The organism is Amycolatopsis sp. VC5-11 (genome assembly GCF_037034185.1).
In the GTDB taxonomy this organism is placed as follows: domain Bacteria; phylum Actinomycetota; class Actinomycetes; order Mycobacteriales; family Pseudonocardiaceae; genus Amycolatopsis; species Amycolatopsis nivea.
The window spans coordinates 1-15,739 of record NZ_JBAGKF010000005.1 but is presented as its reverse complement, the minus strand read 5'-3'; the positions used below and the strand labels follow the sequence as shown (position 1 = coordinate 15,739).

The following is a 15,739-nucleotide window of genomic DNA, read 5'->3' as shown; positions in this document are numbered from 1 at the left end:
CTGACCCCTGCAGTGACGAGCCGGGCACGGAACTCCGCCGGGGTTCCGCACCCGGCTTGCGCGGCGTTGTGCCAGGCACGCCGCAGAATCTGACCCCTGCAGTGACGAGCCGGGCACGGACTCCGCCGGGGTTCCGCACCCGGCTTGCGCGGCGTTGTGCCAGGCACGCCGCAGAAGCGGAGAGGCCTGGACTGCTGCTGGAAGGCACAGCTCGCGAACCTCCGTCTGAGACAAAGCCTGCGATGCCACGCTGGCAACCCGCCCGGAGTCGCCGAGTTCCGCGCCGCCGCGTCGGAACCAACCCCGCCACCAGAACCCGCGAAACCTAGCCCGCAGGAAGCCCCGCTCCCCGCTCCTCCAGCACTCCCCGCAGCTCGGCGAGCACGGCGACGACCTCCGCGACCCGGTCCTCCCCCACCACCGAGCCGATCAGCAGCTCGAGCTGGTCCTGGAACGTCTTCTCCATCGCCTCGGCCAGCTCGCGTCCGGCGGGAGTCAGCTCGAGCAGCGACGACCGGCGGTCCTCCGGGTTCGGCACCCGGCGCACCCATCCGCGTGCTTCGAGCCGGTCGACGCTCTTGCTGGTCGCCCCGATCCCGACGGCGAAGTTCACCGCGAGGTCCGCGACCCGCGACTGCGGATGCCGTCCCAGGTACTGCAGGAATTCGAACTGCGACGCGCCGATGCCGTGCTCGGCCTTGAGACCGTCCGTCAGCGCGTTGTAGATCCGGGTCTCGCAGCGCACGAGATGGTCGAAGAACTGCTCGTTTGCCGAAGTACCTGCCATGGCATATAGTCTAGCATTAGATGCCTCGGCATATACTTCCACGGAATCCTGAGGGGACCCCATGAGCAGGGAACAGCGCCGCGCGGTGGACGAAAAACTGCGAAACGCACCGGAGCGGCCCGAAGCGACTTCGATCGATCAGATGCGGGCCGGGTTCGCCGCGTTCATGAGCCAGTACCCCGTGCCGGCCGAACATCGCGAGACTCCGACCACGCTCGCCGGGAGACCGGCCGTCCTCGTCGAACCTCCGGGCACGCCGCGGCCGGGCACGATCCTGTACTTCCACGGCGGATCGTTCGCGCTGGGTTCGCCGCACACCGCGATGGGGCTGACCGCGAACCTGGTCCTGCGCACCGGAATCCGCGCGCTCTCGCTGGATTACCGGCTCGCGCCCGAGCACCCGTTCCCGGCCGGGATCGAGGACTGCCTCGCCGCCTACCGCAGCCTCCTGGAAGACAACGACCCGTCCTCGATCGTCTTCGCCGGCGACTCCGCGGGCGGCGGTCTCTCCGTCACCACCACCCTCGCCGCGCGCGACGCGGGACTGCCGATGCCTGCGGGGATCGTCGCGTTCTCGGCGGGACTCGACCACACGCATTCCGGAGCGTCCGTGGCGGACAAGGAAGCCGCCGACCCCTTCTTCACCGGGGAAAGCTTGCGCAAGACCGGCAAGTTGTACCTGGCAGGCGCGGACCCGGCCCAGCCGCTCCTCGCCCCGGCGGTCCACGCCGACCTGACCGGCTTCCCGCCGATCCTGCTGCAGGTCGGCACGAACGAGGTCCTGCTGGACGACTCGGTCCGGCTGGCAAAACGCGCCCGCGAGGCGGACGTCGACGTGATCCTCGACATCACCGCCGACGTCCCGCACGTCTTCCAAACCTTCACCGACACCCTCGACGAAGCAGGGCAAGCCCTCGACCGGGCCGCCCTCTTCGTCAAGCAGCGCCTCGCCTGAAGCTCAGCGGAGCTTGTCCAGCCGGGACACCGTCTCGTCGAACCCCTGCACCAGATCCGCCATCACGTCGGCCACCGGGCGGACCCGGTCCATCCTGCCGACGATCTGGCCCACCGGCATCGACACCACCGACGGGTCCGCGGCGGCGTGGATCCGGTTGTGCGCGTGGGAAACCAGCAGGTTCTGCAACGGCATCGGCAGCGGTTCCGGCGCACCCGGCGCCGCCCAGGCCTCCGTCCAGCGGGTCTTCAGCAGGCGGGCTGGCTTGCCGGTGTAGATCCGCGTCCGGACGGTGTCCGCGGAGGTCGCCGCGACCAGTGCGTCCTGCATCGCCTCCGATTCGGGCATGGTCTGGAGGTACTCCTGCGTCGCGAGCCAGTACGAGCCCATCCACGCACCCGAAGCGCCCAGTGCCAGCGCGGCGGCGACCTGGCGGCCGGAGCCGATTCCTCCGGCTGCCAGGACCGGGGCGCGATCGCCCACGGCGTCCGCGATTTCCGGCACCAGCACCATGGTCGCGATCTCGCCGGTGTGGCCGCCTGCCTCGTGTCCTTGTGCGACAACGAGATCCACGCCGTTGTCGACGTGCCGAGCCGCGTGCGAGCCCTTGCCCGCCAGCGCTGCCACCGGGACGCCCGCGTCGTGGGCTCGGGTGATCACGTCGACCGGGGGCGAGCCCAGTGCGTTGGCGATCAGGCTGATCCGGTGGTTCAGCGCGACGTCCACATGGGACCGGGCGACCGAGTGCAGCCAGCCCAGCACCCCGGCGCGTTCGTCGGTGTCGTCGGGCAGCGGCGGGACCGCGAGGTCCTTCAGCACTTTATCGACAAATTCCCGGTGTCCCGGCGGGATCAGCTCGTTCAGGTCGGTCTGGGTGCCTTCGGACGGGATCTTCGCCGGCATCACGATGTCGACGCCGTAAGGCTTTCCGTCGGTGTTCTCGTCCATCCAGGACAGCACCGCGTCGAGTTCGGCGGCGTCGTTGAACCGGACGCAGCCCAGCACGCCCATGCCGCCCGCGCGGCTGATCGCGGCCGCGACGTGTTCCGACGGGGTGAATCCGAAAATCGGCACCTCGATGCCGAACCGGTCGCACAACGATGTGCGCATGCGCCCTCCTAGGCGGGTTCGTGTTCGGCGGCGTACCGCTGGGCCCACGGATAATCCGGTTTCCCGCTCGGCGAACGGCCGATTTCCTCGGCCAGCCACACCGTTCGCGGCACCTTGTATCCGGCGACCTCGGTCCGCACGTGCGCTTCCAGCGCCGCCAGATCAGGCCGCACGCCGGGCCGCGGCTGGACGACGGCGGCGACGCGCTGGCCGAGCCGGTCGTCCGGGATGCCGATGACCAGCGCGTCGAAAACGTCCGGATGCGATTTCAGCGCGCCCTCGACTTCTTCGGGATACACCTTTTCGCCGCCGGTGTTCACGCACTGCGATCCCCGGCCCAGCAACGTGACCGTGCCGTCTTCCTCGTAGCGCGCGTAGTCGCCGGGCACGACGTAGCGGACGCCGTCGATCTCGGTGAAGATGGTGCGGCTTTTCTCCGGGTCGCCGTAATAGCCGAGCGGGACGTGCCCGCGGCGGCCGATCAGCCCGATCGCGCCGGGCTTCGGTTCGACCAGGTTGCCGTCGTCGTCGAGCAGGATGGCGTCCTTGCCGAAGTTCACCCGCGGCCCGGCGGAATGGTCGGAATCCTTGCCCACCATGCCGATTCCGGTGAACCCGCTCTCCGACGAACCGATCGCGTCGGTGATCACGACGTTCGGCAGCATCTCGAGGAATTCCTGCTTCACCGAATGCGAGAACAGCGCCGCGTGGCTCGACACCGCGACCAGCGACGACGCGTCGTATTCGCCGGAGCGGTACGCGTCCACAAGCGGCCGCGCCATCGCGTCGCCGACGATCGTCAGCACCTGCACCTTGTGTTCCTGCACCGCGCGCCACACGTCGTGCGCGTCGAACTGCGGGACGAACACCACCGGGCTGCCGGTGAACAGCGCACCGAACGCGGCCCACTGCGCGGCCCCGTGGATCAGCGGCGCGGCGGGCAGGCGCACGAGCGAACCGGATTTGCCTTGTTCGCTGAGCGTCCATTCGTCCGGGACGTACTCGCCGGTGACGAAGTTGATGCCGCCGCCAAGCGCGCGCCAGATGTCCTCGTGCCGCCACAGCACGCCCTTGGGGTAACCGGTGGTGCCGCCGGTGTAGAGGATGTACAGGTCGTCGGCGCTGCGCTCGCCGAAGTCGCGTTCGTCCGACTCGCCCTCGAGCGCCGACTCGTACTCGACGCCCGTCTCGTACGGCGTGTCCGACCCGTCCTCGACGACTACAACGTGTTTCAGTTTTGGCGTTTCCGGCAGCACCGCCGCCACCCGGTCGGAGTAGCGCCGCTCGTGCACCAGCGCCACCAGGTCGGCATTGGTGAACAGATAGCGGAGTTCTCCGTGGACGTAGCGGTAGTTCACGTTCACCGCGATCGCGCGCAGTTTGTACGCGGCGAACATGACTTCCAGCGCCTCGATGGAGTTCCGGGAATAGACACCGATGTGGGAACCGGGTCCCACGCCGTGCGCGGACAGATGGTGCGCCAGCCGGTTCGCGCGTTTCTCCAGCTGCGCGAAGGTGACCTGGCGTCCGCCGCACACGACCGCGACGCGTTCCGGCACGGCGTCGACGGCGTGCTCGAGTAGATCCGCGATGTTGAGTGCCACGCACCCAAAGTAGAACATGTTATCGTTCTGGGCAATGACCCCGGCCAGCTGAGAAGGAGGCCCCGGTGGCCGAACCCCACGCACTCGTCAGCCTCGAAGGCCACACGCTCGTGGTGACGATGAACCGCCCGGAAGCCCGCAACGCCCTCACCGGCGAAATGCTTTCGATCATGGTCGAGGCCTGGGACCGGGTGGATTCGGACGACCAGGTGCGCAGCTGCGTCCTCACCGGCGCCGGCGGCGCGTTCTGCGCGGGCGCGGACCTGAAATCCATGTCCCGCAACGCCCCCGACAAGTCCTTCTCGAACGGCTCCTTCGACCCGAGCCGCATCGAGGGCCTGCTGAAGGGCCGCCGCCTCACCAAACCGCTCATCGCCGCAGTCGAAGGCCCGGCCATCGCGGGCGGCACGGAAATCCTGCAGGGCACGGACATCCGGGTAGCCGCGGAGAGCGCGAAATTCGGCGTCTCCGAACCCCGCTGGGGCCTGTTCCCGATGGGCGGCTCAGCCGTGCGGCTGCCCAGGCAGATCCCGTACACCGTCGCCGCCGACCTCCTCCTCACCGGCAGGCACATCACCGCCGCGGAGGCACGCGACATAGGCCTGGTAGGCCACGTCGTCCCCGACGGTCAAGCGCTGGCTCGCGCGCTGGAACTCGCTGAACTGATCAACGACAACGGCCCCCTCGCGATACGCGCGATCCTCAAGACCATCCGCGACACCGAGGGCATGCACGAGGAAGAAGCCTTCAAACTGGACGCCAAATACGGCATCGAAGTCTTCGCCTCCGCCGACGCGAAGGAAGGCCCGAGGGCCTTCACGGAAAAACGCAAGCCCGACTTCCAAGGCCGCTGACGAAGGTACGTGAGGGGACCCCTCATTGACTCTGATTCCCCCAGGGTTCCCCTCACTCGCCTCCCGCACCTCCCGCACGCCGTGAGGGACCCCTTCACGGACCGCCCGCCCCCGTACGCCGGACGCCCGCGATGCGCCCCAACGCGGCATTGGGTGCGTCAGATGCACCGAACGCCACATTGGGTGCGCAGGATGCACCCAATGCCACATTCGGTGCGTCACATGCACCCAATGCCACATTGGGGCGCTAAACCGCCACCCGCGAACCCCACCGCAACCAACCACCCAAGCCGCGCACCAACCGCAGCCGACGCACCCAACCAATCAAGGCACCCACACCCCCGCAACCCCGATACACAGCCAAAAACACGGCGCGGGGGTGCTTGTCAAGGCATCTTTCCCGCCTTGACAAGCACCCCCGCGCCGTAGTCACAATCAGGCTGAGGGGTGGTGGGCCCCACCTAGCGACCAGCTGACGGGCGGTGAGCCCCCATCCCACGACAGGGCCGAAGGCCAGCGGCCCACCCAACGACCAGCCTCAGGGGTGATGGGCCCATCCCACGACCAAGCCGAGGGACGGCGAGCCCCCACCCCACGACCAGTCGAGGGACGGTGAGCCCCACCCCACGACCAGGCCGAAGGCCAGCGACCCACACAGCCACCAGGCCGAGGGTCGATGGGCCCATCCCACGGCCGGGCCGAGGGGCGGTGAGCCCGACCCAACGACCAGTCGAGGGGCGGCGAGCCCCCGCCGAAGCGCAGCGGACCCACCGCACGCTCCGCGTGCGAGACACCAGGCCCAGCCGCAACAACTCACCTCAAGAAACGTACAACTCCCGCAACTTCCGCTTATACAACTTCCCATTCGGATCCCGAGGCAATTCCGGCAAATAATCCACCGACCGAGGCAACTTGAACCGAGCCAGCCGAGTCTCCGCATAAGCCAGCAGCTCAGCCGTCAACTCGTCCGACCCCTCAACCCCCTCCGCGGGCTGCACCACCGCCTTGATCTCCTCCCCCCAATCCTCATGCGGCACCCCGAACACCGCGACGTCGGCGATCTTCGGATGCATCACCAACTCCCCCTCGATCTCCGCGGGATAAATATTCACCCCGCCGGAAATGATCATGTCGGCCTTGCGGTCATGCAGGAACAAATACCCGTCCTCGTCGAGATGCCCGACGTCACCCAACGTGAACAAATCCCCGACCCTGGCCTTCTCCGTCTTGGCCTTGTCCCGGTGATACTCGAACTTCGAGTCGCCCATCTTCATGTACACCGCACCGGTCTCGCCGACCGGCACTTCTTCCCCGGCGTCATCGAGAATCCGGATCGTCGACCCCGGCCACGGCAACCCGACCGACCCAGGCTTCCGCAACCAGTCCTCGCCGGAAATCACCGTCCCGCCGCCTTCAGTCGCCGCGTAATACTCAGTAACGACAGGGCCCCACCACTCGAGCATCTGCCGCTTCACCTCAAGCGGGCAAGGCGCGGCCCCGTGAATCATCACGCGCAGCGAACTGAGATCGTATTTCGTGCGCACGTCGTCCGGCAGGGCAAGCAACCGCCGGAACTGAGTCGGCACCATATGGCTGTGCGTGACCCGATGCCGCTCGATCAGCCGCAGCATTTCCTCGGCGTCCCAACGGTCCATCAGCACCGCGGTATGCCCCAGCTGCAGCGAAATAGCCACAAAATTCAGCACCGCCGTGTGATATAGCGGCGACCCGCACAGATGCACGTGGTCGTCGAACGGCTGCAGCCCGAACACCCCGAAGAACCACGTCGACGCGGCAGGCACCTGATCCGGATCCGCCCCGGTCAACGGCCGCTTGACTCCCTTGGGCCGTCCGGTCGTGCCCGAGGTGTAGAGCATCGGCGAACCGGCGGTCCGATTGTCCGGCCGCCCGTCCCCGAGCCCGGCACCCAATTCCTCGACCCGACGGAAGCCCGGCACCGAACCGACGGCGAACCGCGCCGAAGCAGGCAACTCAGCCTCGTCAGCCGCAGCCACCGCGACGTCGGCGAATCGCTCGTGCGCCAGAAACGCCTTGGCTCCGCTGTCGGAGAGGATGTACGCGACTTCCGGTCCGACGAGATGCCAGTTCACCACCACCACGTACAGCCCGGTCTGGATCGCCGCGAAGTACGCCGCGACCAGGTCGTCGCCGTTCGGCAGCAGCAGCACTACCGCGTCGCCGACGCCGAGGCCGAGTTCGCGCAGCCCCGAGGCGTACCGGTTGGCTTTCGCCGTCAGATCGCCGTAGGAAATTTCCCGCCCGTCCGGATCCACCAGCGCCACCCGGGCGGGCTCGGCCGCGGCGATGGTCCACAGTCCCAGGTCCATAGCTCCCAAATCTAGAACGCGTTCCACATAGACACAACAGGTTCCTTGCCTCGGATTCGAGAACGTGTTTCACTCGGAGCCGTGACGGTTTCGGATGCCCCTCTGTCGGCGCCGCTCAACGTCGGCTTCGACTACACCCGTTCGACCGGCCCGGTGCTCGGCCGGTTCGTCAACGCGCTTCGCGAACGCCGGATCGAAGGCGTGCGCGGCAGCGACGGTCGCGTGCACGTGCCGCCGGTCGAGTACGACCCGGCCACCGCGGACCCGTTGACGGAGTTCGTCCCGGTCGCCGACGAAGGCACCGTTGTTTCCTGGTCCTGGTGCGCGGATCCGCTCGACGGCCAGCCGCTGTCGCGTCCGTTCGCCTGGGTGCTGGTGAAACTCGACGGCGCGGACACCAGCCTGCTCCATGCACTCGACGCCGGCTCTCCGGACAATGTCCACATCGGACAGCGGGTGCGCGTGCGGTGGGCGGACGAAACCGTCGGCCACATCCGCGACATCGCGTATTTCCTGCCTGCGGACGCGCCGGACACCGCGCCCACCGAGGCTCCCCCGCCGGTGGCCGAACGCGAGGAAGGCGCACCGATCAGCGTGATCATCACGCCGGTGCACCTGAAATACCAGCATTCCGCGTCGCCGGAGGAAAGCCGGTACCTGCGCGGTCTCGCCGAAGGCCGGATGCTCGGCCAGCGCTGCCCCGAATGCGGCAAGGTCTACATCCCGCCGCGCGGCGCGTGCCCGGTCGACGGCGTGCCGACCACCGACGAGGTGGAACTGCCCGACACCGGCATCGTCACGACGTTCTGCATCGTCAACGTGCCGTTCCTCGGCCAGCGCATCAAACCGCCGTACGTCGCGGCCTACATCCTGCTGGACGGGGCCGACATCGCCTTCCTGCACCTGGTGCTCGGCTGCGCCGCCGAGGAGGTCCGGATGGGCATGCGCGTGCGCGCCAACTGGCGGCCGCGCGAGGAATGGTGGACGTCGCTGGAGAACATCAGCCACTTCGAACCCACCGGCGAGCCGGACGCCGCGTACGAGACCTTCGCCCACCACCTGTGAGGAACCATGCCTGAAGTAGCCGTAGCCGGTTTCGCGCAGGCGCCCAACGTCCGCAAGACCGAGGGCACCACCAACGGCGTGGAAATGCTCGTGCCGATCCTCGCCGAGGCCTTCGCCGCGACCGGACTGTCCAAACAAGACATCGGATTCTGGTGCTCCGGCTCGTCGGATTACCTTGCCGGGCGCGCGTTTTCGTTCATCGCCGCGGTCGACGCGCTGGGCGCGTTCCCGCCGATCAACGAGTCCCATGTGGAAATGGACGCCGCCTGGGCGCTGTACGAAGCCTGGCTGAAGATCCGCACCGGCGAGGTCGACACCGCGCTGGTGTACGGATTCGGCAAAGCCAGCGCCGGACAGCTCCGCCGGGTCATGGCGATGCAGCTGGACCCGTACCTCGTCACTCCGCTGTGGCCGGATTCGCTGGCGATCGCTGGATTGCAAGCCCGGTTGGGTCTCGAAGGCGGCCTGTGGTCCGAAAAGGACTTGGCCGAAGTCGCTGCCCGCTCGCGGGCGGACGCGGCGAACAACCCGGCCGCGCAGCTGTCCGGAACGGTGGACGTCGCCGAACTGCTCGACACCCCGTACGTCGCCGATCCCCTTCGCGCACATGACATCGCGCCGGTGACAGATGGCGCATCGGTGATCATCCTGGCTTCGGAAGAACGAGCCCGCGACCTCGTGGAGCGGCCCGCGATCATCTCCGGGCTGGACCACCGCATCGACTCCCCCGTTCTCGGCGCACGCGACCTCACGCGGTCACCGTCGACCGCCGCTGCCGCGGCCCGGCTGGATCTCGACGGGGTCGAGCTGGCCGAACTGCACGCGCCGTTCACGCACCAGGAACTCATCCTGCGCCGCGAACTGAGTCTCGATGACAGCGTCCGGATCAACCCGTCCGGCGGCGCGCTCACCGGCAATCCCATGTTCTCCGCCGGGCTCGCGCGCATCGGCGAGGCCGCCGCGCGCATCCACCGCGGCGAGGCGGCGAAGACGCTCGCCCACGCGACCAGCGGACCTGCCCTGCAGCAGAACCTCCTCGCCGTGCTGGAGGCACGATGACGAAACAGCTCGCCGCGGTGCTCGGGACCGGGCAGACGCACCACCGCGCGAAGCGCACCGACGTGTCGATGGCCGGTCTGCTCCGCGAAGCGATCGACCGCGCGATGGCGGACGCCCAGGTCGGCTGGGACGACATCGAGGCCGTCGTGATCGGCAAGGCGCCGGACCTGTTCGAGGGCGTCATGATGCCCGAACTGTTCCTCGCGGACGCGTTGGGCGCGAACGGGAAACCGTTGATCCGGGTGCACACCGCGGGTTCGGTCGGCGGGTCTACGGCGCTGGTCGCCACTTCGCTGATCCAGTCCGGCGTGCACCGGCGCGTGCTGACGGTGGCGTTCGAGAAGCAGTCCGAATCGAACGCGATGTGGGGCCTGTCGATCCTGCCGCCGTTCCAGATGCCGGTCGGCGCTGGCGCCGGTGGCTATTTCGCGCCGCACGTGCGGTCGTATATTCGCCGTTCTGGTGCGCCCGAACACATCGGGGCGATCGTGGCGGCGAAGGATCGGCGAAATGGCGCGCTGAATCCGTTCGCACACTTGCAACAGTCCGACATCACGGTCGAGTCGGTGCAGGCGTCGCAGATGCTGTGGGACCCGATCCGGTACGACGAAACGTGTCCGTCCTCCGACGGCGCCTGTGCGATGGTGCTCGGCGACGAAGCCGCCGGCGACGCGGTGCCGGGCGGCGCGGCGTGGATCCATTCGACGGCGATGCGGACCGAGCCGACGACGTTCGCCGGACGCGACCAGGTCAGCCCGCAAGCCGGTCGCGACGCGGCCGCCGCGTTGTGGCGCGACGCGGGCATCAAGGACCCACTGTCCGAAGTGGACGTCGCGGAGATCTACGTGCCGTTCTCCTGGTTCGAGCCGATGTGGCTGGAAAACCTCGGCTTCGCCGCCGAGGGCGAGGGCTGGAAGATCACCGAAGCCGGCGACACCGCGATCGGCGGACGGCTGCCGGTGAACCCGTCCGGCGGCGTGCTGTCGTCGAATCCCATTGGCGCGTCCGGGATGCTGCGGTTCTCCGAGGCGGCCAAGCAGGTGATGGGCCGCGCTGGCGACTACCAGGTGGACGACGCCCGGATCGCGATGGGGCACGCCTACGGCGGCGGCTCGCAGTACTTCAGCATGTGGGTCGTCGGCTCGGAAAAGCCCTAGTCTCTCCGCCGCCCCCGCAAGGCGAACAACGTCCCCAGCGCCCCGACCACCGCGCCCAGCACGGCCGCCTTCGCGCTGTCCTGCTTGGGCGCGATGATCGGGCGCAGCTGCGTCGCCGCCGGGGGCTGGATCGGCTTGCGGGGAGCGTCGCGGGCGGTGGCGGTCCAGGCGGTGATGTAGACGAGCATCCGCGCGATCAGCGAGATGAAGAACAGCAGACCGATCACCGAACCGAACGCCACGCCGGACGGCGACTTGCTGATCAAGTTCAGGTAGAACCCGCCGGCCAGTTTGAGCAGCTCGAATCCGATCGCCGCGGCGACCGCGCCGCGCATCGCGCTGCGCCATCCGACCCGCTCGCGCGGCAACCGGGTGAGCACCCACAGGAACACCATCCAGTCCGCGAGCAACGCCAGCGGCACCGAGACGAACGACAGCAGGTTGTGCCCCCAGCTCGTGTCCTCGACGCCGACGAGTCCGAGCAGGGAACGGCCGACCGCGGTGCCGGACACCGAGATCCCGAACGACACCAGCAGCGCCGCGGCGAGCCCGAGCAACGCCAGGATGTCCATGAGGATCGTGCGCAGCAGCGGCCCGTCGGACCGGTTCTGGCCGTACATCGCGGTGAGCGCGTCCCGCAGCGCGTTCATCCAGTTCCAGCCGGAGTACAGCCCGACCACGAGACCGGCGACCCCGACGCCGGTGCGCTGCTCCACGAACCCGGTCAGGATCGACGACACCTGGGTGCCGATCGGGCCGGGCAGCGATCCGGAAATGCCGCGCACCAGCGCGTCCAGCAGATGCGGCTGCGTCGCGAGCACGAACCCGGCCGCCGACGAGGACAGCATGAGGATCGGCACCAGCGAGAGCAGGCTGAAGTAGGTGATCGACGCGACGTAGTGGTAGCCGCCGTAGTCGATGTACCGGTTGGTGGCGCGCGCGATGTGGTCCAGCCATCGGTACCGGGCACGCGCGCGGGCCCACTTGCTCGGCCCGGGGGTCCTGCGGGAACGCTTCACCGTCACTGTTTACCCAGCGGACGCGCTGTTTGTCGCAAAAGACACGCATTCAGGCCAGTACGACCGGGGCGTGCCCGTCGTCACGCGGCAGCGGCTCGTCGGTCGTGGCGAAGACGGTCGCGCCGAGGAAGTCGAGTTCGCAGCCCAGCGTCGCGAGGAACGGGGTGTCGGCGGCGTCGCGTCCGGTCGCGATGCGGAGCATGGTCTGGCGCGGGGCCAACCGGGTGGCGTCGAAGACGTACCAGCGGCCGTCGATGCCTGCTTCGAAGACTGCGTGGAAGTCCATCGGCTGCAAACCAGGCGCGTAGACCGACGTGTAGCGCGCGGGTACGTCGACGAGTCGGCACAGTGCGACGCATACGTGCGCGAAGTCGCGACAGACGCCTTCGCCGGCGAGGAGCGTGTCGATGGCGTCGTGGGTGGGACCGCCGGAACCGACTGCATACACGAGCCTGCGGTGTACGTGGTCGACGATCGCCTGCACTCGTGCCCGCGCGCCGTCCAGTTCTCCGATACCCGGCGGCAGCAGACCGCCCATCCGGTCGGACGGGCAGTACCGGCTGGGCCGGGTGTACCGCGCGATGTCGGCGAGCGTGACGGGTTCGGCGTTGCCGCGGTGCAGCACGCGTTCGCCGTGATAGGCGACGCGATGCTCGCCCTCGGCGAGGTCGTACACCTCCGCGCGCGTGCCGTGTTCGAATTCGGCGGTGCGCGCAGAACCGGCGTCGGAAACGGTGAGTTCGCCGGCGTCCGCGCGCACGGCGGCGACCGAGATCGCGGCGAGGCCGGGTTTCGTCACCCGGACGCCGAATTCCGCGTCTACCGTCGTGCGCACGGGGCCATCATGCCGGTGCGCCGCGCTCCTCGCCGGTCAGGTCGTGTCCCCGGGCGTTTCGCCTGCTCAGGCGTAGCGGACCTGGTAGTGCTTGATCCCGTTGAGCCAGCTGGAACGCAGCCGCTCGGGAGCGGACACCTCGGCGATGTTCGGCATGACCTCGGCGATCGCGTTGAAGATCAGGTCGATCTCGAGCCGGGCCAGGTTCGCGCCGATGCAGTAGTGCGATCCGGTGCCGCCAAAGCCTACGTGCTGGTTGTCCTCGCGCAGGATGTCGAACTTGCCGGGCTCGTCGAAGACCTCGGGGTCGAAGTTGGCCGAGCTGTAGAACATCCCGACGCGGTCGCCCTTGCGGATCTGCGCGCCGCCCAGTTCGGTGTCGCGGGTCGCGGTGCGCTGGAACGCGACGACCGGCGTCGCCCAGCGGACGATCTCGTCCGGCGCGGTCTTCGGGCGCTGTTCCTTGAAGACGTCCCACTGGTCCGGGTGGTCCAGGAACGCCTTCATGCCGTGCGTGATCGCGTTGCGGGTGGTCTCGTTGCCCGCGACGGCCAGCAGGATCACGAAGAAGCCGAACTCGTCGGAGCCGAGCGATTCGCCGTCGACGTCGGCCTGGACGAGCTTCGTGACGATGTCGTCCATCGGGCAGCGGCGGCGGTCCTCGGCCATGTTCCAGGCGTAGCCGACGAGTTCCGCCGACGCGGCGATCGGCTCGAGGTCGTATTCCGGGTCGTCGTAGGCGATCATCTGGTTGGACCAGTCGAAGATCTTGAGCCGGTCCTCCTGCGGCACGCCGATCAGCTCGGCGATCGCCTGCAGCGGCAGCTCGCACGCGACGTCAGTGACGAAGTCGCCGGAGCCCTTCTTCTTGGCCTCGTGCACGATCCGCTCGGCGCGGTCGCGCAGGGTGTCCTCGAGCTTCGCGATCGAGCGCGGGGTGAACCCCTTCGACACGATGCGGCGGAGCTTGGTGTGCTGCGGCGCGTCCATGTTCAGCAGGACGAGCCGGTTGGCGTCGAGGCCCTCGGCGGTCATCTGGTCGTCGAACCGGATGATCGCGGTCTTTTCCCTCGACGAGTAGAGCTCGCTGTCACGCGAGACCGCCTTGACGTCGGCGTGTCGCGTGACGACCCAGTAGCCGTCGTCGCCGAATCCGGCGGTGTTGTGCGGCTGCGGATTCCACCAGACGGGCGCCGTGCGGCGGAGTTCGGCGAACTCCTCCAGGGGCAGCCGGCTGGCGTAGAGGTCCGGATCGGTGAAGTCGAAACCGGCGGGCAAAAGCGGGGCTGCCACGGCTTGGCCTCCTGCGCGGGATCGGCGGTGATACCCAACTGCAACGCGTTCTATGACCCCAGTAGAGCATACGGTGTTAACCAACGGAACCCGCTTGAGTGAAACCTGTTTACTTTACCGTTCCAGAAGCTGTTGGTGCAGGTGATCGCTCGCTCATCGGTTCGTGATCGACTTCCGCGCTGTCGTGCGCTCGCTTGTCATTAACAGGAACGTGTTCTAGTTTTGCGAGGTACGGAGCTTCCGGAAGGGGACACTCGTGGGCGAACCGGTGATCGTGGCCGCGGCACGCACGCCGATCGGCAAGCGCGGCGGCTGGCTGTCCGGCCTGCACGCGGCCGAACTGCTGGGCGCGGCGGTGCGCGGGGTGGTCGAACGGGCGGGCATCGATCCGGCCGAGGTGGAGCAGGTGATCGGCGGAGCGGTCACGCAGGCGGGCGAGCAGTGCGGCAACCTGACCCGCACCGCGTGGCTGCACGCGGGCCTGCCGGAATCGACCGGGGCCACGACGATCGACGCGCAATGCGGTTCGGCGCAGCAGGCCGCGCATCTGGTCGCCGGCTTGATCGCGGCGGACGCGATCAGCGTCGGCGTGGCGTGCGGCGCGGAAGCGATGAGCCGGGTGCCGCTCGGCGCGAACCGCGGCGAGGGCGTCGGCTCCCCCAAACCGGACGCGTGGTCGATCGACATGCCGGACCAATACGGTGCGGCGGAACGGATCGCGATCCGGCGCGGCATCACGCGCGAGGACGTCGACGCGTTCGGAGTGCGGTCGCAGGCCAACGCCGCCGCCGCGTGGTCGGCCGGGCATTTCTCGCGGGAAATCGTGCCGGTCACGACGGAAGCCGGTGTGGTGGACCGGGATCAGGGCCTGCGAGAGACCACAATGGAGGGTCTGGCGCGGTTGAAGCCCGTGGTGCCGGACGGAATCCACACGGCGGGCTCGTCGTCCCAAATCTCCGACGGCGCCGCCGCGGTGCTGATCATGGACGCGTCGCTGGCGCGCTCGCTGGGCCTGCGCCCACGCGCCCGGATCCGGCGGCAAGCATTGGTCGGCGCGGAACCGTACTACCACCTCGACGGCCCGGTGCAAGCGACGACGCGGGTCCTCGAAGCGGCCGGGATGAAGATCGGCGACGTGGACCTGTTCGAGGTGAACGAGGCCTTCGCGTCGGTCGTGCTTTCGTGGCAGCGCATGCACAATCCGGACGAGACGCGGGTGAACGTCAACGGCGGAGCGATCGCACTGGGACACCCGGTCGGCAGCACCGGCGCGCGACTGCTGACGACCGCCCTGCACGAACTGGAACGCCGCGACGCGACGACGGCGCTGGTGTCGATGTGCGCGGGCGGGGCGATGGCTACGGCGACGATTTTGGAGCGGATCTGAGCTGGACGGGCAGGGCCGCTGCGACGGACTGGGGCTGAGCTGGCGGAGCAGCGGCCTTGCGACGGATTGGGGCCGGAGCTGAGCTGGCGGAGCGGTGCCTCCGCGGCAAACCCGAAGCCCAGCCGGGCCAACAGGACACCGCCGCTGCGACAAACCCGAAGCGCCGAGCACCGTGGCCGCGACGAACCGGAAGCCCCACCGAACCAGCACAGCACCGCCCGCCGCGACAAACCAGAAGCGCAACTGTGCCAGCACAGCACCGCCCG

General features: G+C 68.5%; 13 protein-coding genes. 6 read left to right on the top strand and 7 right to left on the bottom strand.

The features are described from left to right. Positions 1 to 325 precede the first annotated feature (325 nt). Positions 326 to 787 carry a MarR family winged helix-turn-helix transcriptional regulator gene (locus WA670_RS17300; protein ID WP_134668182.1) on the bottom strand — a complete coding sequence of 154 codons (462 nt, stop codon included), beginning with the start codon at positions 785 to 787 and terminating at the stop codon, positions 326 to 328. A 61-nt stretch (positions 788 to 848) separates the two neighbouring features. On the opposite strand from WA670_RS17300, the gene WA670_RS17295 reads away from it, so the two are divergent. Next, positions 849 to 1,742, top strand: a complete 894-nt coding sequence (locus WA670_RS17295; RefSeq protein ID WP_238607538.1) for an alpha/beta hydrolase — start codon at positions 849 to 851, stop codon at positions 1,740 to 1,742. Positions 1,743 to 1,745: 3 nt separating this feature from the next. Here WA670_RS17295 and WA670_RS17290 read toward each other — a convergent pair whose 3' ends face one another. Both WA670_RS17290 and WA670_RS17285 read right to left on the bottom strand, forming a co-directional pair. Further along, on the bottom strand, positions 1,746 to 2,852 hold the full coding sequence (locus tag WA670_RS17290) for an NAD(P)H-dependent flavin oxidoreductase (protein ID WP_238607539.1): 1,107 nt from the start codon (positions 2,850 to 2,852) through the stop codon (positions 1,746 to 1,748). An 8-nt stretch (positions 2,853 to 2,860) separates the two neighbouring features. Further along, positions 2,861 to 4,456, bottom strand: a complete 1,596-nt coding sequence (locus WA670_RS17285; RefSeq protein WP_238607540.1) for an acyl-CoA synthetase — start codon at positions 4,454 to 4,456, stop codon at positions 2,861 to 2,863. Between the two features lie 65 nt (positions 4,457 to 4,521). Between WA670_RS17285 and WA670_RS17280 the strand changes: the two genes are divergently transcribed. Continuing rightward, positions 4,522 to 5,310, top strand: coding sequence for a crotonase/enoyl-CoA hydratase family protein (locus WA670_RS17280; protein WP_238607541.1), 789 nt, complete (start codon positions 4,522 to 4,524; stop codon positions 5,308 to 5,310). A gap of 818 nt (positions 5,311 to 6,128) precedes the next feature. On the opposite strand, the gene WA670_RS17275 is transcribed toward WA670_RS17280, so the two are convergent. Continuing rightward, the gene (locus WA670_RS17275; protein WP_336158273.1) at positions 6,129 to 7,658 is read right to left on the bottom strand and encodes an acyl-CoA synthetase; all 1,530 of its coding nucleotides are present in this window, start codon (positions 7,656 to 7,658) and stop codon (positions 6,129 to 6,131) included. 81 nt (positions 7,659 to 7,739) lie between these two features. Here WA670_RS17275 and WA670_RS17270 point away from each other — a divergent pair, with 81 nt between their 5' ends. From WA670_RS17270 to WA670_RS17260, 3 genes are read left to right on the top strand one after another with little or no spacing between them, the layout of a single operon-like run. Beyond that, a complete protein-coding gene (locus WA670_RS17270) occupies positions 7,740 to 8,723 on the top strand; it encodes a Zn-ribbon domain-containing OB-fold protein (protein ID WP_336158272.1) in 984 nt (327 codons plus the stop codon). 6 nt (positions 8,724 to 8,729) lie between these two features. Then, positions 8,730 to 9,782 (top strand): thiolase domain-containing protein, encoded by a 1,053-nt coding sequence (locus tag WA670_RS17265; protein ID WP_238607543.1) that lies wholly within the window; start codon positions 8,730 to 8,732, stop codon positions 9,780 to 9,782. Further along, positions 9,779 to 10,939, top strand: a complete 1,161-nt coding sequence (locus WA670_RS17260) for a thiolase domain-containing protein (RefSeq protein WP_336158271.1) — start codon at positions 9,779 to 9,781, stop codon at positions 10,937 to 10,939. Before WA670_RS17265 ends, WA670_RS17260 begins: the two co-directional genes overlap by 4 nt. Here WA670_RS17260 and WA670_RS17255 read toward each other — a convergent pair. The 3 genes from WA670_RS17255 to WA670_RS17245 form a co-directional block, all read right to left on the bottom strand. Then, entirely contained in the window at positions 10,936 to 11,964 is a 1,029-nt protein-coding gene (locus WA670_RS17255; RefSeq protein WP_134668190.1) for a YhjD/YihY/BrkB family envelope integrity protein, read from the bottom strand. The two genes, WA670_RS17260 and WA670_RS17255, sit on opposite strands and share 4 nt — an antisense overlap. Positions 11,965 to 12,007: 43 nt before the next feature. Next, positions 12,008 to 12,793: a transglutaminase-like domain-containing protein gene (locus WA670_RS17250; RefSeq protein ID WP_037809991.1), complete on the bottom strand. Its 786-nt coding sequence runs from the start codon at positions 12,791 to 12,793 to the stop codon at positions 12,008 to 12,010. Positions 12,794 to 12,859: 66 nt separating this feature from the next. Then, positions 12,860 to 14,086 (bottom strand): cytochrome P450, encoded by a 1,227-nt coding sequence (locus tag WA670_RS17245; protein ID WP_037809990.1) that lies wholly within the window; start codon positions 14,084 to 14,086, stop codon positions 12,860 to 12,862. Between the two features lie 256 nt (positions 14,087 to 14,342). On the opposite strand from WA670_RS17245, the gene WA670_RS17240 reads away from it, so the two are divergent. Continuing rightward, a complete protein-coding gene (locus WA670_RS17240) occupies positions 14,343 to 15,473 on the top strand; it encodes a steroid 3-ketoacyl-CoA thiolase (RefSeq protein ID WP_043829247.1) in 1,131 nt (376 codons plus the stop codon). Positions 15,474 to 15,739 lie beyond the last annotated feature (266 nt).

Coding starts and splice junctions, on each gene's coding strand:
- WA670_RS17275 (WP_336158273.1), bottom strand. CDS start 7,658: ATGGACCTGGGACTGTGGACCATCGCCGCGGCCGAGCCCGCCCGGGTG.
- WA670_RS17260 (WP_336158271.1), top strand. CDS start 9,779: ATGACGAAACAGCTCGCCGCGGTGCTCGGGACCGGGCAGACGCACCAC.
- WA670_RS17265 (WP_238607543.1), top strand. CDS start 8,730: ATGCCTGAAGTAGCCGTAGCCGGTTTCGCGCAGGCGCCCAACGTCCGC.
- WA670_RS17295 (WP_238607538.1), top strand. CDS start 849: ATGAGCAGGGAACAGCGCCGCGCGGTGGACGAAAAACTGCGAAACGCA.
- WA670_RS17290 (WP_238607539.1), bottom strand. CDS start 2,852: ATGCGCACATCGTTGTGCGACCGGTTCGGCATCGAGGTGCCGATTTTC.
- WA670_RS17300 (WP_134668182.1), bottom strand. CDS start 787: ATGGCAGGTACTTCGGCAAACGAGCAGTTCTTCGACCATCTCGTGCGC.